We start from the raw sequence: 18286 nt of genomic DNA, 5'->3' as shown, positions 1-18286 counted from the left end.
CGTCACGCAGGAGGGTCGTTGTGGCGTCGGACGGGCACACCCGCGCGCCTGTTGGCGCGCCCGCGGACGCCCTGACCGGACGCATCCTCGACGGGCGCTACCGGATCGGGTCCCGGGTCGCCCGCGGCGGCATGGCCAGCGTCTACGAGGCCACCGACCTCCGACTCGAGCGGACCGTCGCGGTCAAGGTGATGCACCCCGGACTGGGTGACGACGACGAGTTCGCGGCCCGCTTCGTGCGCGAGGCCCGGTCCGCCGCCCGGCTCTCGCACCCCAACGTGGTCGCGGTCTACGACCAGGGCGAGGACGACGGCGTCGTGTTCCTGGCCATGGAGCTGGTGGAGGGCCACACCCTGCGCGACACCATCGGCAAGGAGAGCCCGATGTCCCCGCTGCGGGCCCTCGCGCTGCTCGAGCCGGTGCTCTCCGCGCTCGCCGCCGCCCACCGGGCCGGGCTGGTGCACCGCGACGTGAAGCCCGAGAACGTCCTGATCGCCGACGACGGCCGGGTCAAGGTCGCCGACTTCGGCCTCGCGAAGGCCGTCAGCACCGACACCCAGCACACCGCCACCGGCGGCGTGCTGATCGGCACCGTCTCCTACCTCGCCCCCGAGCTGGTCGTCGACGGCCGAGCCGACGCACGCGCCGACGTGTACGCCGCCGGGGTGCTGCTCTACGAGCTGCTCACCGGCCGCAAGCCGCACGAGGGCGAGTCGCCGATCCAGGTCGCCTACAAGCACGTCCACGAGGACGTCCCGCCCCCGAGCACGCTCGCGCCCGGGCTGCCGGCGTACGTCGACGCGCTCGTCGCCCGGGCCACCGCCCGCGACCGCGAGCAGCGGCCCGCCGACGCTGCGGTGCTGCTGCGCCACGTGCACCGGGTCACCCAGGCGCTGGCTGCCGGGGTGCGCGAGGACGACGAGCTGACCGCCGACCTCCGGCCCCGCGCGGTGGTCGCCGAGCCCGAGCCGACGGTGCTGATCGAGCGGCCCGGGGACACCGCCCCCGAGATCTGGGACGCCGAGGAGCTGGGCCGGATCCTGGGCCCGTCGCTCAGCGACGCCACGCAGGTCCGCGCGCCCGCCCCGCCGGCCACCCCCGCACCGGTCCCCCTCGTCGAGCGGTCGGCCCCGCAGCGGCCCGCGCGTCCTGCCCGTCCCCGCCGGTCCCGCCGCGGGCTGGTCCTGCTGCTGGTCGCCGTACTCGTCGCGGCCGCCGTCGGCGCCGGCGCCTGGTGGTTCGGGTCCGGCCGCTACGTGAACGTGCCCGGCGTCGTCAGCCTCGGTGAGGCCGCCGCGATCGAGAAGCTGGAGGCCGCCGGCCTGGAGGCCGAGGTCGGCGACCCGGCGTACTCCGAGACGGTGCCCGTGGGCGTCGTGATCGCCACCGATCCGGGCGCCGGGGCGCAGGTCCTCGACGGAGGCACCGTGACGCTCACCGTCTCGCTCGGCAAGGAGCGCTACACGCTGCCCAACCTCGCCGGACTCACCGAGGCGCAGGCCCAGGAGAAGCTCGCCGAGCTCAACCTGTCGTTCGGCGCCGTCCGGCAGCGCTGGTCCGAGACCGTCCCCGAGGGCGTCGTGCTCAACAGCTCGCCGCGTCCGGGCAAGGTGCTGACCCGCGGCACCAACGTCGACCTCGCGGTCAGCAAGGGCCGCCGCCCGATCAAGGTCGGCGACTGGACCGGCAAGTCGTACGACGCCGCGCGGGACGCCCTGGAGAAGCGCGGACTGGTGGCGAAGGTGGGCGACGAGCAGTACTCCGACGACGTCGCGAAGGGTGACGTGATCGGCCAGGACCCGCGCGAGGGCACCCTCTTCAAGGGCGACACCGTCACCTTCACCGTCTCCCTCGGCCCCGAGCTCGTCGAGGTCCCGAGCGTGCGCGCCTCCGGGGTCGACGCCGCCCGCCAGCAGCTCGAGGACCTCGGCTTCGTCGTCAAGACGAAGGAGGCGGCGGGCTACCTCGGCCTCGGCTACGTCTTCTCCTCGGACCCGGGCGCGGGCGAGAAGGTCCCCAAGGGCAGCACCATCACGCTCTCGCTGATCTGATTTCCCGCACGCGGCGGGCCGCGGCTAGCCTCGCCCGGTGCCGACCTCCCCCGCCGCGACCCGCAACCCCGTCGGCACCCACGTGATCGTCGGCAAGGGGCTGGTCGCCGGCGCCCTCGCCTCCGCCGAGGAGCTGGGCTGCGAGACGTTCCAGGTCTTCGTCGGCAACCCGCGCGGCTGGGCGCTGTCGGCCGGCAAGCCCGCCGAGGACGCGGCGTTCCGGGCCGCGATCGCCGAGCGGGCGATGCGGGTGTTCGTGCACGCGCCGTACCTGGTCAACCTCGGCTCGCCGACCGCCGCGACGTACGAGAAGTCGGTCGCCTCGGTCGCCCACAACCTCAGGCGGGCCGCCGAGATCGGCGCCGAGGGCGTGGTCGTGCACACCGGGTCGTTCGTGGATCCGTCCGACGGCGACTCCTCCGCGCGGTACGACGCCGCGATGCGCCAGGTCCGCGAGGGCCTGCTGCCGCTGCTCGACGCGCTCGGCGACTCCGAGGACTCCCCCTGGCTGCTGCTCGAGCCGACCGCCGGGCAGGGCCGGTCCCTGTGCGCGGGCGTCGAGGACCTGGCGCCGTACCTCGCCGCCCTCGACGACCACCCCAGGGCCGGGATCTGCCTGGACACCTGCCACGTCTTCGCCGCCGGCGCGCCGCTCGACGAGCCCGGCGGCACCACCGCGACCGTCGACCGGATCGTCGAGATCGGCGGTCCGGGCCGGCTGCGGCTGGTGCACGCGAACGACTCGATGGACGTGCGCGGCGCGTTCAAGGACCGGCACCAGCAGCTCGGCCAGGGCCACATCGGCGTCGAGGCGTTCGCCGAGCTGCTCGCCCACCCCGCGACCGAGGGCGTGCCGTTCGTGCTGGAGACGCCCGGCTCGCGCGACGCCGGCAACCCCGACATCGCGCTGCTGAAGAAGCTGCGCGACCCGTGAGCACCTCCCGTCGGACCTCCCTGGTCGCGACGCTCGTCCTGCTGGCCATGACGGCGAGCTGGGGATCGACGTTCTTCCTGATCAAGGATCTGCTGGACCGGGTCCCGACGCTGGACTTCCTGGCGTTGCGCTTCGCGATCGCGGGCCTGGTGATGACGGCGGTGGCACCGCGGGCGCTGGCCCGGCTCTCCGCGGAGTCACGGCGGCGGGCGGTCGTCCTCGGCGGCGTGTACGGCGTCGCGCAGATCCTGCAGACCGCGGGGCTCGCCCACACGCCGGCGAGCGTGTCGGGCTTCATCACCGGCATGTACGTCGTCTGCACCCCGCTGCTCGCCGCCGTGCTGCTGCGGACCCGGATCACCCCGCTGGCCTGGGCGGCCGTCGCGCTCGCCGCCACCGGGCTGGGCGTGCTGACCCTGGACGGCTTCTCGGTGGGGTACGGCGAGGCGATCACGCTGGTCGCCGCGGTGCTGTACGCGCTGCACATCGTCGCGCTCGGTGCCTGGGCGAACGCGCGCGAGGCGCTCGGGATGTCGATCGTGCAGCTGCTGGTGATCGCGGTGATCTGCCTGGTCGCGACCGCGCCGGACGGCGTCGTGCTGCCCGACAACGGCCGCGACTGGCTCTCGATCGTCTACATGGCCCTGGTCGCCGGCGCCCTCGCGCTGATCGGCCAGACCTGGGCGCAGTCCCACCTGCCCCCGACCCGCAGTGCCATCGTGATGAGCATGGAGCCGGTCTTCGCCGCGTTCTTCGCCGTGCTGCTCGGCGGCGAGTCGCTCACCGGCCGGATGGTCACCGGCGGGCTGCTCGTGCTCGCCGCCATGCTGGTCGTCGAGGCCGCGCCCCGACGCAAGGTCGAGGGCGAGGTCCAGCACCTCGCGGTCTGATCGGTCCTCCCGGAGCAGTCCTCTCGAAGGCTCCGGACGCACCCCGCTGCCGCCCGGTGTCCGCACTCTGAAAACCAGGGGCGCTCGTCGGTGGCGTCGCCTACGGTTCAAGGCGTGGCACCGACCTACTTCTTTCGACACCTGCCGGGAGCACCCGTGCAGGCCGTCGTGACGTAGACGCGCCGCACCACCACCAACGCCCCCGGCTTCCGGCCTGGGGCGTTTCGTCTGTCCGGGGCCGCGCCGGCCAGAGAAGGGAACTACCAGCATGGTCGTCGTCATGTCCCCGGACGCCACCGACGAGGACGTCGCCAACGTCGTCGCCCGGGTCGAGGGAGTCGGAGGCGAGGCCTTCGTCAGCAAGGGCGTCGTCCGGACCATCATCGGCCTGGTCGGCGACATCGACTCCTTCCACCACCTCAACCTGCGCACCCTGAAGGGTGTCGCGGACGTGCACCGCATCTCCGACCCCTACAAGCTCGTCAGCCGCCAGCACCACGCCGACCGGTCCACGGTCTGGGTGGGCCGCGACGGCCACCGGGTCCCGATCGGGCCCGACAGCTTCACCTTCCTCGCGGGTCCGTGCGCGGTCGAGACGGCCGAGCAGACGCTGGAGTCGGCGCTGATGGCGAAGTCGGCCGGCGCCACGATCCTGCGCGGCGGTGCCTTCAAGCCGCGGACCTCGCCGTACGCCTTCCAGGGCCTGGGCGTCCCCGGTCTGGAGATCCTCGCGAGCGTCCGCGAGGCGACCGGCCTCCCGGTGGTGACCGAGGTGGTCGACGCCCGGGACGTGCCGGTGGTGGCGGAGTACGCCGACATGCTGCAGATCGGCACCCGCAACATGGCCAACTTCGGGCTGCTCCAGGCGGCGGGCGACGCCGGCAAGCCGGTGCTGCTCAAGCGCGGGATGACCGCGACCATCGAGGAGTGGCTGATGGCGGCCGAGTACATCGCCCAGCGCGGCAACCTCGACGTCGTGCTGTGCGAGCGCGGCATCCGGACCTTCGAGCCGGCCACCCGCAACACCCTGGACATCTCCGCCGTGCCGGTGGTCCAGGCGGCCAGCCACCTGCCGATCATCGTCGACCCCTCGCATGCCGCGGGTCGCAAGGACCTCGTGGTGCCGCTGTCGCGGGCGGCCATCGCGGTCGGCGCCGACGGCGTCATCGTCGACGTCCACCCGGACCCGGAGACCGCCCTGTGCGACGGGCCGCAGGCGCTGCTCGGCACCGAGCTGCGCGAGCTCGCGCAGGCGGTGCGCAAGCTGCCCGCGGTGGTCGGGCGGGTGGACGCGAGGAGCCTGGTCCGGACCGACTGAACCGGTCTCGCCTAATCTTTCGACGCGAGACCCGCGACCGGCCGGCGAAGGAGCGAGATGACGACCTGCACGAGGTGCGGCCACCAGTTCGAGGTGGGCCGGTTCTGCACCAACTGCGGCGCGGCGGTCGATCCGGACGTTCTGCGGGTCCCCGGTCCGGGGCCCACCGACACGGCGGAGCGGCCCGCCGTACCCCCGGTCGAACCGCCGCCTCCTCCGCCGCCGCTGCCGCCCGCCCCCACCAGTGCGCGGTTCCCGCTGTTCGCCGACGAGGTCGGTGAGCGGACCGACGCTGCCCGGACGCCCCCGCCGCCGCCGCTCTCCTCCGGACACCGGGCCGAGGGCCGGCGGTCCGGCTGGCTGGTCGGGGTCGCGGTCGCCGCCGTCCTGGTCGTGGTGGCGCTGGTGGGCGTGAGCCTGCTGCTGGCCGGCAACGGCGACGACGAGCCCGACCGGGCCGACGACCAGGCCGGGGCCGCGAGCTCCCCGCCGCCGTCGGAGCCGGCCGGCGAGTCCACCGGGCCGACCGGGGCCACCGAACCCACGGCCGCGACGGGCGAGCCCGCGGACGTGGCGGGCGCCGCGAGCGCCGAGGTGCCCGCGACGTCCCCGCCCGGCACCGACGTCGACGGCGCGCGGATCCGCTACGACGCCGCGAAGATGCTCGACGGGGACCCCGGCACCTGCTGGCGGATGACCGGCGACGGCACCGGCGAGGAGATCGTGTTGACCCTGGCCGAGCCGACGACCGTCACCGAGCTCGGCCTCGTCAACGGCTACGCGAAGACGGCCCGCGACGGTCGCAACCGCCCCCTCGACTGGTACGCCGGCAACCGCCGGGTGCTGAAGGCCGAGTGGGTGCTCGACGACGGTACGACGGTGCCGCAGGACCTGCGGGAGACCCGCGACCTGCAGACCGTCCCGATCGACCCGGTCGAGACCACGACCGTGGTGCTGCGGCTGGTCGAGGTCAGCGAGCCGGGCCGGGGCCGGGCGGAGCGCGACAACACCGCCGTCAGCGAAGTCACCGTGGTGGGCACGCCCGGCGGATGAGGCCGCTGCCGTACCACCGATCCGTCGCCGAGATCCTGGAGCGCGAGCACCCGGTCTCGTTCCGGGCCCTCGCCGCGAGCACCCGGCCGGGCGGACCGGAGCTGGACCAGTCGCTGCTGCGGTCGACGTACCGCCTGGAGCCGCAGGCGCATCCCGACGTGCACCAGGCCGTCGGGCGGGCGGCCGACGCGCTGGGCGTCGCGGTGCCCACCGAGGTGTACGCCGACGAGCGCGGCGGCGCGGCCAACGCCGAGCTGGTCTTCGTCCCCGAGCGGGCGATCCTGGTGTTCACCGGCTCGACCCTGGAGCTGCTGGACCCCGACGAGCTCTGCGCGGTCGCCGCCCACGAGCTCGCGCACCACCTGCTGTGGACCCTGGAGGACGGCCGCTACCTGGCCGCCTCCCGGCTGCTCGACACCGCCGAGACCGACGCCCGGACCCCGTCGGAGTACCTGGAGACGGCCCGCCGCTACCGGCTCGCGACCGAGCTGTACGCCGACCGGGCCGCCCTCGACGCGACCGAGGACCTGGTCCCGGTCGTCGGCGGACTGCTGAAGGTCGCGACCGGGCTGAAGCAGGCCGACCCCGCGGCGTACCTCCGCCAGGCCGCGGAGGTCGACCTCACGACCCCCAGCGCGGGCAGCACGCACCCGGAGACCGTGCTGCGGGCGTGGGCGCTCCAGCGGTGGGCCGAGGACCCGGCGAGCGCCGACGACCTCGTCGTCGAGGCCTTCGCGCCGGCGCTCGACCTGGACTCCCTCGACCTGCCGGGCCAGGACCGGCTCCTGGTCCTGACCCGGGACCTGGTCGCCGGCTGGCTCACCCTGACCGCCGAGCCGGCGACGCCGGCGACCGAGCCGGCGGCCGAGGTGCTCGAGCTCGCGGAGCAGTACGGCGTGGCCGCCGCGGCGTACCCCCGGACGCCCGGCTCGCTGCTCCCCGACCGGCTGCCGCCGGAGACCCGGCGCTACCTCGCGAGCGTCCTCGCCGACCTGGCGACCGCCGACCCCGAAGCCGGCCACGACACCCTCGCGCGCACCCTGGTCCTCGCCCGCGGGGCGGGGCTCGGACCGGACTTCCACCAGATGCTCGGGACCGACCTCGGCCTCGCCGACGGCGACCGGCAGCGGGTCGCCCAGCGGGCCGACGCCCTGGCCGGTGGTGAGTGATGCAGGAGCTGGTCTCCCGAGCGGTCGAGCGCGGCGGACTGCCCGTCGACGACGTCCTCGCCCTCCTGCTGCCGCTGGTCGCGCAGGTCCGCGAGACCCACGAGCGCGGCCGGGTCGCGCCGCTGCAGGGCCTGCAGCGGCTGCGGGTCGAGGACCACGCGCTGGGCTTCGACCCCCTCGACGCGCTGCACCCGCGGCACGACGATCGGGCGGTCCGGGAGGCGGGCCGGCCCGCGTCCGCGGTGGTCGACGTACGGCGTGCGGACGAGGGGCCGCGGATCGTCGCCGGCTGGCAGCGCTGGGAGCACCTGCTCGGCCACCACGACGAGCTCACCGACGTCGGCAGCCTGGGCGAGCTGCTCGCCGCCCTGTGCCTGGGGCTGGACCTCGCGGACCCGGGCGACGCGGCCCGGCTGGCGCAGCACCGACGCAACCTGTTCGCGCTCCACCCCGACCTGCACCCGGTGATCGCGTCGGTGGCGACGTCGATGCTGGAGCCGGATCGGCACCGGCGCGCCCAGGACCTCGGCGACGTCGCCGTCCGGCTGGCGAGCTACCGCGACCAGCCGGAGGACTTCGACCTCGACCGGGTCCTGTCCACCGGCGCGGCCGACCGGCGCGGGGCCGTCCTCACGCACCTGCGCGACCGGCTGTTCGACCTCACCCGGCGCAACCCGCTGCTGCACTTCCGGGCCACCCAGCGCACCCTCGACCTCACCGAGGCGTCGGTGCCACTGGTGCTCGACGTCCGCAGCATCCGGCCCGAGCAGCTGTTCACCTGGACCGGCCCGACCGCGCGGCGGCTCGCCGAAGGCAAGGCCGTCGACGTCGGCTCGATGGTGCGGTGGGATGACGCGCCGTACGCCGCCGCCGCGCTGGACGCGCTGATCTCGGCCGCGCGCCGCGACCGCGCCGAGTACGGCCAGGACCAGCTGCGGCTGGTGGTGGCGTTCCTGCGCTGGCACGACGTCAAGGGGGACCCGGGGACGCGGGTCCCCTCCCCGCTGGTGCTGGCGCCGGTGACGCTGACCAAGCAGCGCGGGGTGCGCGACTCCTACCGGCTCCAGCTGGTCGACGCCGTGGCCGAGGTCAACCCGGTGCTGCGCCACCAGCTCCGCGAGCTCTACGGGTTCGAGCTGCCCGAGACCGTCGCCCTGGACGACCCGGAGGCGCTGGCCGACCTGCGGGCGACCATCGAGCGGCAGGCCCGCACCAGCCAGCCGGGGGTGTCGGTGACGCTGGTCGACCGGCCGCGGGTCGACCTGATCCGCTCGCGCGCCCAGCTCGCGGTCACGGCGTACCGGCGACGGCGCAGCACCGGGCGGCCGACCATCGGACGGCGGCAGTACGCCTACTCCTACGCCCACCCGGGCTGGCTGCCGCTCGGCCTCCAGGTGTTCCGCGACCGGGTGCTGCGGACTCCGCTGCCGGTCTCGGTCGAGCTCGGTGACGCACCGGTCCCGCGGCAGGCGATGACCGAGCAGCCGCAGGACGGGGTCGTCGAGCGCGAGCTGTACTCGATCGACACCGAGGGCGACGACAATCCGTACGCCTGGGAGGTCGACCTCTGCTCGGTGACCCTGGCCAACTTCAACTACCGCACGCTCAGCCTGGTCCGCGACTACGACGCCCTGCTCGCCGACCCGGTCCCCAACGCCGCCTTCGACGAGCTGTTCTCCACCGCGCCGCGCGACCTGCCCGACCCGGGGATCGAGATCCCGGTCGAGGACCGCTACCTCGTGGTGCCCGCCGACGACTCCCAGCTCGCCGCGATCGCCCAGGCCCGCGCGGGCGACAACTTCGTCATCCAGGGACCGCCCGGCACCGGCAAGTCGCAGACCATCACCAACCTGATCGCCGACTACCTCGCTCGCGGCCAGCGGGTGCTGTTCGTCTGCCAGAAGCGGGCGGCGCTGGACGTCGTGACGCCCGACTGCGCTCCCAGGGGCTGGACGAGGTCTGCACCCTGGTCCACGACAGCCAGGCGGACAAGAAGGCGTTCGTGCACGGCCTGCGCGACACCTACGAGCGCTGGCAGGCCGACTCCGACGATCTCGAAGCCGCGGAGGCCGAGCGCGACCGGCTGGTCCGCGAGCTGGTCGCGGCACGCAGCGAGGTCGGCTCCTTCGAGCTCGCGCTGACCACCGGGCCCGAGCCCCGGGCGATCGACCTCCTCGACCGGCTGATCGAGCTGCGCGACTCCCGCTGGGACGGCGACCTCGGGCCCGCCGAGCGGTTGCTCCTCCCCCTGCCGGACGAGTGGCTGGCCGCCCGTCCCGGGGTGGACGGCCTGGTCGCGGCGCTGGCCAGGCACGACGGTGCCGAGGTGCTGGCCGCCTCGCCGGCCGGTCTCGTCGACCCCGGCTGCCTGGCCGACCCGCGCGCCGACGCCCTGGTCGCCGACCGGGCCGCAACCGCGACCGCGCTGCTGGGCCGGATCGCCGCCGCGCTGGCGGCCGGTCCGGCCGGCACCCTGGCCGAGGCCCGCGCGGTCGCCCGGCTGCACGCCCTGACCGACCCGCTGTCCGAGCGGGACCGGCTCGACGTACTCCGCCAACGCTCGGCCGGCGCGGCCGAGCTGCGCGACCTCGCCGCGGTCCACGACGAGGCCCGACAGGCTCTCGACCGGGCGAGCGAGGCCGCGGCCGGGTGGCGGCAGCCGCTCGGTCCCGACGAGGCCCGGGCCGCACTCGAGGTGGCGCGCGACAAGGAGGGCTCGTTCCTGCGCTTCCTCAGCGGGCGCTGGCGCCGGGTCCGCGACTCCGTCGCGCAGGGGTACGCCGACCCGACGTCCCCGACCGCTGCGCTCACCCTGCTCGTCGCCCGCCACGACGCCGACGCCCGGCTCGCCGCGCTCCGGGAGACGGCGGCCCGCGACTGGGGCCACGCTGACCTGGCCGCGCTGGACACCGAGCTGGCCGCGGTCCGCCGCCTCGACGGCCCCCTCGCCACCTGGCGCGACCTGCTCGTGACTGCCGAGGACCCGCTCCGCGACGACCTCGACGCGCTGGGTCCGCTGCTCGACGAGCTGGACACGGTGGCGGCGGGTGTCCTCGACCTGCGCGCGCCGATCGCCGATCTGGGTCGCGACCTTGCCGTGCTGGCCGGCGCTCCCGGCCAGGCGCTGGTCCGCGCGGTCGCGCCCCCGCTGCGCGCGCTCGCCGACCACCCGGCGGTGCTGGCAGCAGTGCGCGCACTCACCCTGCCACCGGACGCGCTCGAGCACGCCGTACTCCTCGCCGAGCTGGAGCGGCGCCGGGGCGCGGCGCCCGCCCTCGACACCGTCGACGGGCAGCGGCTCGCCGACCTGCTGGCGCGGCTCGGCGACCTGCTCCCCCGGCTCCAGCAGGCCAACGCCCGGGTCGTCATCGCCCGGCTGCGGGCCCGGTTCACCGCGAGCGTCGAGCTCAGCCGGCGCAGCGTCAGCGGGATGCCCCCGGAGGAGCGGGCGACCAAGGCGGTCTGGAGCGCGGGCCGGCGGGTGCTGGAGCACGAGTTCGGCAAGGTCCGCGCCTACAAGCCGATCCGCCAGCTCGCCTCGGCCGAGCCGGGCGCCGTCGTCGGCGCGATGCGTCCGGTCTGGCTGATGAGCCCGTCCTCGCTGTCCGACGTGCTGCCGCTGGAGTCGGTCTTCGACGTGGTGATCTACGACGAGGCGAGCCAGGTGCCGGTCGAGGAGGCGGTGCCCGCCCTGCACCGGGCCGCGCAGGTGATCGTGGTCGGCGACCGGATGCAGCTGCCGCCGACGACGTACTTCCAGGCCCGGGTGGAGCGCGACTCCGGACCCGATGAGGACGACGACGAGGCCACCCGGATCGGGGTCGTCCTCGACGCCGACAGCTTCCTGGCCGTCAGCTCGGTCCGGCTGCCGTCGACGATGCTGCTGTGGCACTACCGCAGCCGCTACGAGGCGCTGATCCAGTTCAGCAACGCGGCGTTCTACGACGGCCGGCTGGCCACCATCCCGGACCGGCAGCCGACGTCGCCCCGCAGCGCCGGCCTCGCGGTGGACTCCGAGGACCCGCCCGCCGGTCTCCTCGACGAGGTGCTCGCCCGCAGCGTCAGCCTGGTTCGGGTGACCGACGGCGTCTACACGCAGCGCACCAACCCCGCCGAGGCGACCGTCATCGCCGGGCTGGTGCGCGACCTGCTGCTGCGCGGCACCGGCCTGACGATCGGCGTGGTCGCCTTCTCCGAGGCCCAGCAGGGCGAGATCGAGCGCGCCCTGGAGCGGCAGAGCGCGGCGGACCCGGCCTTCGCGACGGCCTACGAGGCCGAGCTGACCCGCGAGGAGGACGGCCAGGGGGTCGGGCTGTTCGTGAAGAACCTGGAGAACGTCCAGGGCGACGAGCGGGACGTCGTGATCATGAGCGTCTGCTACGGCCCCGGCACCGACGGCCGGATGCGGATGGGCTTCGGGCCGATCAACAACAGCGGCGGGGAGAAGCGGCTCAACGTCATCTTCAGCCGCGCCAAGCGGCACATGGTCCTGGTCTCCAGCATCGAGCACACCGCGATCACCAACACCTACAACGACGGCGCCAACACGTTGCGGGCCTTCCTGCAGTACGCCGCCGCCGTCTCCGCGGGCGACCGGGTCGCGGCGCTGGGGCTGCTCCGCTCACTGCGGGAGCGCGACGGCCGCCGCCCGCCCCCGAGCGCGGTCGCACCGGCGGTGGTCGTGCAGGTCGCGCAGGCGCTGCGCGACCGTGGACTGGAGGTCGAGCAGGACGTCGGCCAGTCCCACTTCCGGTGCGACCTGGCGCTGCGGCGCCCCGGCAGCCCGTCGTACGACGTCGCGGTGCTGGTCGACCACCCGGCCCGACTCCGGAGCGCGCCGGCCGACGAGCGGCGGATCACCCAGCCGGCCACCCTCGCGTCCGCGGGCTGGCGGGTCGAGCAGGTCGTGGCGACCGAGTGGCTGGAGCGTCCCGACGCGGTCGTGGACCGGCTGGTCGCGGGCGTCGACCGTTCGTAGGCTCGGGCTTCTCAGCCGAGCGCCGCGATCTTGCGCCGCAGCAGGCCGCGCTCGCGCTCGTTGGCGCAGAGGGCGACCGCCGCCTCCAGCTCGGCCCGGGCCTCCCCGGCCCGGCCGAGCCGGGCCAACAGCTCGCCGCGGACGCTGGGCAGCAGGTGCGACCCCGCGAGGTGACCGGCCGCGACCAGCTCGTCGACCGCGGCGAGTCCGGCGGCCGGGCCCTCGGCCATCGCGAGCGCGACGGCCCGGTTGAGCTCGACGACCGGCGAGGGGGCCAGCCGGCCGAGCGCCTCGTAGAGCAGCACCACCCGCTCCCAGTCGGTCGCCGCCACCGACGGCGCGTCCGCGTGGCAGGCGGCGATCGCGGCCTGCACGCCGTACGCCCCGAGGCCGCGGCCGACCCGGCCCGCCCGGTCCAGTGCCGCCCGCCCGCGGCGGATCGCGGCCTGGTCCCAGCGCCGGCGGTCCTGGTCCTCCAGCAGCACCGGGTCCCCGCCCGCGTCGACGCGGGCGGGGAACCGGGCGGCCGTCAGCTCGAGCAGCGCGAGCAGGCCGTGCGCCTCCGGCTCGTCGGGGACCAGCCGGGCCAGCACCCGGGCCAGTCGGACCGCCTCACCCGCCAGGTCGACGCGGATCAGGTCGCGGCCCGAGGACGCCGTCGAGCCCTCGGTGAAGATCAGGTAGAGCACGCTCAGCACCGAGCCGAGCCGCTCGCGCCGTTCGGCCGCCGGGGGCACGTCGAACGGCACCCGCGCCGCGGCGAGGGTCTTCTTGGCCCGGGTGATGCGGGCCTGCACGGTCGCGGTCGGCACCAGGAACGCGCGGGCGATCTCGTCGCTGGTCAGGCCGCCCAGCACCCGCAGCGTCAGCGCCACCTGGGACTCCGGCGACAGGGCGGGATGGCAGGAGACGAACATCAGCGCCAGCGCGTCGTCCTCGATCCGGTCCGGGTCCCACAGCAGGTCCGGGTCAGCGCGCGCGTCGGCGCCCGCCCCGTCGCGCGCGAGGGCGGCGTACCGCTCGTCGCGGGCGGCGCGCCGGCGGAAGCCGTCGATCGCGCGCCGCCGGCCGACGGTGAGCAGCCAGCCCGCCGGGTTGGCGGGCACCCCGTCGCGCGGCCAGCCCACCAGCGCCTCGGCGAGCGCCTCCTGCGCGAGGTCCTCGGCGAGCGCGAAGTCGCCGGTATAGCGGGCGAGGGTGCCGACGATGTGGGCGGACTCGATCCGCCACACCGCCGCCACCGCCTCCCGGCCGGTGCCCGCCGCACTCACGAGAACCTCAGCGCCGCGACCTCAGAGCTGGCCCGTCGACTCGCGCCAGGCCCGCTCCTTCTGGATCCACGGGTTGTCCTGCGGGAACTCGTCGATGCTCGGCACCCGCCGGATCTCGGTCTGGAAGCCGGGCCCCGCGGCGGGCATCCGCTTGGCCCACTCGACCGCCTCCTCCTTGGAGGCGACCTCGAGGAGGTAGAAGCCGCCGAACAGCTCCTTGGTCTCGCCGTACGGGCCGTCCGTGACGATCGGGGGCTGCGACGAGTAGTCGACGACCACACCGCCGGATGCGTCGTCGAGCCCCTCGGCGGCGACCAGCACACCGGCGTTGATCAGCTCCTCGTTGAAACGGCCCATCGTCTCCAGCATCTGGTTCATGTCGACGTCGGCGAAGGCGGCGAACGCCTCGTCGGAGGTGGCCCGCATGATCAGCATGTACTTCATCGTGTTCTCCTCGGTTCGGGGTCCCGGTCAGGACCTTCTCACCCGGCAGTCGAACGGGGAACGCCCGGATCGACATCGCCACCGAAAGAAGTTCCCTACAGCGCGGCGAGGATCCCTGCGGCCCGCTCGGCGTCGGCGCGCGAGACGTCGAGGTGGGTGACCAGCCGCACGGCCCGCGGCCCGACCGCGGAGACCAGGATGCCGGCCTCCCGGGCCAGTTGGACGTACGCCGCCGCGTCCGGCCGCTCGACCACGACGATGTTGGTCTCGACCCCGTCCGGGTCACCGCCGCAGGCCGCGGCGAGCAGCCGGGCGTGCTCGTGGTCGTCGGCGAGCCGCTCGACGTGGTGGTCGAGGGCGTGCAGGCCGGCCGCCGCCAGGATGCCGACCTGGCGCATGCCGCCGCCCATCCGCTTGCGCCAGACCCGGCCCTCGGCGATCGCGTCGGCGGAGCCGACCATCAGCGAGCCGACCGGCGCGCCGAGCCCCTTGGAGAGGCAGACGGCCAGCACGTCGGCGATGGCGCCGTACTCCCGCAGCGGCGTGCCGGTGGCGACGTGGGCGTTCCAGATCCGGGCGCCGTCCAGGTGCACGGCCGCGCCGGCCGCGGTGGCGAACTCGCGCAGGTCGCGCAGGTCGGCCAGCGGGAGCACCGCTCCCCCGGCGAAGTTGTGGGTGTTCTCGACCGAGATCGCCGCGGTCGGTACGAAGAACGGCCCCATGTCGGGAGCGAACAGGTCCCGCAGCACCGGCAGGTCGACCTGGCCGCGCGGGTGGATCCAGGTGCGCATGGTGATGCCGGAGTACGCCGCGTGCGCCCCCAGCTCGGCCCGCGCGATGTGGGCCCGCGATTCGCAGAGCACCTCCTGGCCGGGCTGCACGACCGAGCGGACGGCCAGCACGTTGGCCATCGAGCCGGTCGGGGTGAACAGCGCCGCCTCGTGCCCGAACAGCTCGGCCACCCGCTCCTCGAGCGCGCGGACCGTCGGGTCCTCGCCGTACACGTCGTCGCCGACCTCGGCGCGCGCCATCGCGGCGCGCATCGCCTCGGTGGGGCGGGTGAGGGTGTCGGAGCGGAGATCGATCATCGTTGTCCCTCGGTGGTCGAGTAGCGAGCGCTGGCGAGCGTATCGAGACCGGCTGACGTGGTCTCGATACGCCGCCTCGTTCCTCGGCGGCTACTCGACCGACGAGGCTCGGAGATCGATCAGGGCTTGCTCTGCCGCAGCATGTCCGCGACCAGGAACGCCAGCTCGAGCGACTGCACGCGGTTCAGGCGCGGGTCGCAGACCGACTCGTAGCGGTTGCCGAGGTCGATCTCGGCCAGCTCCTCGCCGCCGCCGACGCACTCGGTGACGTCGTCACCGGTGAGCTCGACGTGCAGGCCGCCGGGCCAGGTGCCGAGCGAGCGGTGCACGTCGAAGAAGCCCTGCACCTCGTCGATCACGTCGCCGAAGCGGCGGGTCTTGTAGCCCGAGCTCGCCTCGAAGGTGTTGCCGTGCATCGGGTCGCAGATCCAGGCGACCTGGAGGCCCTCGGCGGTGACCTTCTCGACCAGGGCCGGCAGCCCGTCGCGGATCTTGCCGGCGCCGAAGCGGGTGATGAAGGTCAGCCGGCCGGCCTCGTTGGCCGGGTTCAGCTTGGCGGCGAGGGCCAGGGCGTCGTCCGGGGAGGTGGTCGGGCCGAGCTTGACGCCGATCGGGTTCTGGATGTGGCTCAGCAGCTCGACGTGGGCGTTGTCGAGCTGGCGGGTGCGCTCGCCGATCCACACGAAGTGCCCGGAGACGTCGTACGGCAGCTGGGTGCGCGAGTCGATGCGGGTCATGGCGTGCTCGTACTCCAGCACCAGCGCCTCGTGGCTGGAGTGGAAGTCGACCCGGTGGAATTCGTCGGGGTCGGCGCCGATGGCCTTCATGAAGGTCAGCGCGCGCTCGATCTCGTTGGCCAGCTGCTCGTACTGCTGCCCGACGGACGACTCCTTGACGAAGTCGGTGTTCCAGGTGTGCACCTGGCGCAGATCGGCGTACCCGCCCGTGACGAAGGCGCGCACCAGGTTCAGGGTCGCGGCCGAGGCGTTGTAGACGTCGACGAGGCGCTGCGGGTCGGGGATCCGCGCGGCCTCGGTGAACTCGAAGCCGTTGACGGCGTCACCGCGGTACGCCGGCAGCGTGATGCCACCCCGCGTCTCCAGGTCGCTCGAGCGTGGCTTGGCGTACTGGCCGGCCAGCCGGCCGACCTTCACGACCGGCACCGAGGCGGCGTACGTCAGCACCACCGCCATCTGCAGCAGCACCCGGAGCTTGTTGCGCACGTTGTCGGCGGTCACGCCGGCGAACGTCTCGGCGCAGTCGCCGCCCTGGAGCAGGAACGCCTCGCCGCGGGCGACGGCGCCGATCTTGGTCTTCAGCTCGTCGCACTCGCCCGCGAAGACCAGCGGCGGCATGGTGCGCAGCCGGTCGACGGCGGCATCGACCGCGCCGCGGTCGGGGTAGGTCGGCTGCTGGGCCGGGCCGAGGGCGTGCAGGCTCGCGAGGTCGGGGATGGTGCTCACCCCTCCAGGGTACGGCGGGCCCCCGGGCTCCCCCGATTCGCCACGAGGCGGTGAGACCGCCCTCGCTCAGTCCTCGAGGTGGTCGATGTCGCGGAAGCCGGTCTTCTTGGCGCGGATGCCGCGGTTGGTCATCCAGGTGAAGGCCCACAGCACGATCCCGAGGCCGAGCAGTCCGCCGGCGATCTTGTACTGGATCATGTCCGCCTCCAGGCGCGCCCACGGGCCGAGGAGGAAGGCGCAGCCGACGGCGCCGATGATCGGGACGACGGTGGGCGCCCGGAACGCGCGCTCGGGCGTGGGGTCGCGGCGCAGCACCAGGCAACAGCCGTTGACGATCGTGAAGACGGCCAGCAGCAGCAGCGAGGTGGTGCCCGACAGGGCCGCCACGACCGAGCTGTCGGACTGGGTCCGCACCACGACGATCAGCGCCAGGGCGAGCACGGTGGTGAAGAGGATCGCGACCCAGGGCGAGCGCCGGCCCGGGAGAACCCGGCCCAGGGTCCGCGGCAGCACGTCCTGGCGGGCCATCCCGTAGATCAGCCGGCTCGCCATCAGCATGTTGATCAGGGCGGTGTTGGCGACGGCGAAGACGGTCAGGAAGGGGAAGATCTTGTCGATCGGCAGGTCGGGCGCCCCGACCCGCACCACGTCGAGGAGTACGCCGGCCTCGGGGTTCTGCGGGTTGGCGATGTCGCCGGGCGGGATGACCGCGACCACGGTGATCGCCACCAGCATGTAGATGACGACGGCGATGCCGAGCCCGGTGAGCATCATCCGCGGGAAGATGCGCAGCGGGTCCTTGGTCTCCTCGACCATGTTCACCGAGTCCTCGAAGCCCACCATCGAGAAGAACGCGATCGCAGTGGCGATCGTGACGGCCATGAACAGGCCCTTGTCGTCGGGGCTCTCGAAGACCGTCACCTGGCTCAGGTCGCCGTCGCCACCCGTGACGGCGTAGAAGCCGATCCCGATGACGATCGCCAGCGCGGTCATCTCGACCAGGGTCAGCAGGACGTTGAACTTCACGCTCTCCCCGACGCCGCGCAGGTTGACCCCGGCGAGCAGCATCATGAACAGCAGCGCCACGACCAGGCTGGCGGTGTCGCCGGTCGGGATGCCCGGCAGCAGCTCGTCGAGGCCGATGAGCAGGTTCTCGGCCAGCAGCCCCGAGGACGTCGAGGCGCTGGTGATGCCCGAGCAGACCACGGTGAAGGCCACCAGGAACGTGATGAAGTGGATGCCGAAGGCCTTGTGCGCGTAGAGCGCCGCCCCCGCCGCCTGGGGGTACTTGGTGACCAGCTCCAGGTAGGAGAACGCCGTCAGGGTCGCGACCGCGAACGCCACCAGGAACGGTAGCCAGGCGATCCCGCCCACCTGACCGGCCAGCCGGCCGGTCACGGCGTACACGCCCGCGCCGAGGATGTCGCCGACGATGAAGAGCAACAGGAGCTTGGGCCCCATCACCCGCTTCAGGTCCGGCTCGGGACCGTTGACGTCGACGTGGTCGGTGGCACTCATGGCTGACCTGTTGCCCTCACCCCTTCGGAGGAAACCTGCCGGAGTTGGTGGCACAGACCAGTTGTGAGACACTTTTGTCTCATTCGATCCACTGATGTCCCATGGAGGT

13 protein-coding genes are annotated in these 18286 nt (G+C 74.0%); 8 read left to right on the top strand and 5 right to left on the bottom strand.

Annotated features, from left to right (window positions below; genetic code table 11):
- Nucleotides 1-20 precede the first annotated feature (20 nt).
- The 8 genes from pknB (at nt 21) to MUB56_RS13600 (ending at nt 12393) form a co-directional block, all read left to right on the top strand.
- Nucleotides 21-2051 (top strand): Stk1 family PASTA domain-containing Ser/Thr kinase, encoded by a 2031-nt coding sequence (gene pknB, locus MUB56_RS13635; protein ID WP_244927565.1) that lies wholly within the window; start codon nt 21-23, stop codon nt 2049-2051.
- Nucleotides 2052-2088: 37 nt separating this feature from the next.
- Nucleotides 2089-2985 carry a deoxyribonuclease IV gene (locus tag MUB56_RS13630; RefSeq protein ID WP_244927564.1) on the top strand — a complete coding sequence of 299 codons (897 nt, stop codon included), beginning with the start codon at nt 2089-2091 and terminating at the stop codon, nt 2983-2985.
- Nucleotides 2982-3875 (top strand): DMT family transporter, encoded by an 894-nt coding sequence (locus MUB56_RS13625; protein ID WP_244927563.1) that lies wholly within the window; start codon nt 2982-2984, stop codon nt 3873-3875. The genes MUB56_RS13630 and MUB56_RS13625 overlap by 4 nt, the downstream gene beginning before the upstream one ends.
- Nucleotides 3876-4155: 280 nt before the next feature.
- Nucleotides 4156-5193, top strand: coding sequence for a 3-deoxy-7-phosphoheptulonate synthase (gene aroF / locus MUB56_RS13620; RefSeq protein ID WP_244927562.1), 1038 nt, complete (start codon nt 4156-4158; stop codon nt 5191-5193).
- A gap of 57 nt (nt 5194-5250) precedes the next feature.
- A complete protein-coding gene (locus MUB56_RS13615) occupies nt 5251-6246 on the top strand; it encodes a discoidin domain-containing protein (protein WP_244927561.1) in 996 nt (331 codons plus the stop codon).
- Nucleotides 6243-7415, top strand: coding sequence for a M48 family metalloprotease (locus MUB56_RS13610; RefSeq protein ID WP_244927560.1), 1173 nt, complete (start codon nt 6243-6245; stop codon nt 7413-7415). Before MUB56_RS13615 ends, MUB56_RS13610 begins: the two co-directional genes overlap by 4 nt.
- Nucleotides 7415-9556 (top strand): DUF4011 domain-containing protein, encoded by a 2142-nt coding sequence (locus tag MUB56_RS13605; protein ID WP_244927559.1) that lies wholly within the window; start codon nt 7415-7417, stop codon nt 9554-9556. Before MUB56_RS13610 ends, MUB56_RS13605 begins: the two co-directional genes overlap by 1 nt.
- 1289 nt (nt 9557-10845) lie before the next feature.
- A complete protein-coding gene (locus tag MUB56_RS13600; protein ID WP_348536728.1) occupies nt 10846-12393 on the top strand; it encodes an AAA domain-containing protein in 1548 nt (515 codons plus the stop codon).
- Between the two features lie 11 nt (nt 12394-12404).
- Here MUB56_RS13600 and MUB56_RS13595 read toward each other — a convergent pair whose 3' ends face one another.
- The 5 genes from MUB56_RS13595 to MUB56_RS13575 form a co-directional block, all read right to left on the bottom strand.
- A complete protein-coding gene (locus tag MUB56_RS13595; protein ID WP_244927558.1) occupies nt 12405-13664 on the bottom strand; it encodes a sigma-70 family RNA polymerase sigma factor in 1260 nt (419 codons plus the stop codon).
- 21 nt (nt 13665-13685) lie between these two features.
- Nucleotides 13686-14108, bottom strand: a complete 423-nt coding sequence (locus MUB56_RS13590) for a YciI family protein (RefSeq protein WP_244927557.1) — start codon at nt 14106-14108, stop codon at nt 13686-13688.
- A 95-nt stretch (nt 14109-14203) separates the two neighbouring features.
- Nucleotides 14204-15196 (bottom strand): GntG family PLP-dependent aldolase, encoded by a 993-nt coding sequence (locus tag MUB56_RS13585; RefSeq protein WP_244927556.1) that lies wholly within the window; start codon nt 15194-15196, stop codon nt 14204-14206.
- Between the two features lie 119 nt (nt 15197-15315).
- Nucleotides 15316-16659 carry a 3-deoxy-7-phosphoheptulonate synthase class II gene (locus MUB56_RS13580; protein ID WP_244927555.1) on the bottom strand — a complete coding sequence of 448 codons (1344 nt, stop codon included), beginning with the start codon at nt 16657-16659 and terminating at the stop codon, nt 15316-15318.
- A gap of 66 nt (nt 16660-16725) precedes the next feature.
- Nucleotides 16726-18177: an APC family permease gene (locus MUB56_RS13575; protein ID WP_244927554.1), complete on the bottom strand. Its 1452-nt coding sequence runs from the start codon at nt 18175-18177 to the stop codon at nt 16726-16728.
- Between the last annotated feature and the right edge of the window lie 109 nt (nt 18178-18286).

The organism is Nocardioides sp. W7, assembly GCF_022919075.1.
Classification (GTDB): domain Bacteria; phylum Actinomycetota; class Actinomycetes; order Propionibacteriales; family Nocardioidaceae; genus Nocardioides.
This window is presented reverse-complemented; position numbering and strand designations above follow the sequence as displayed.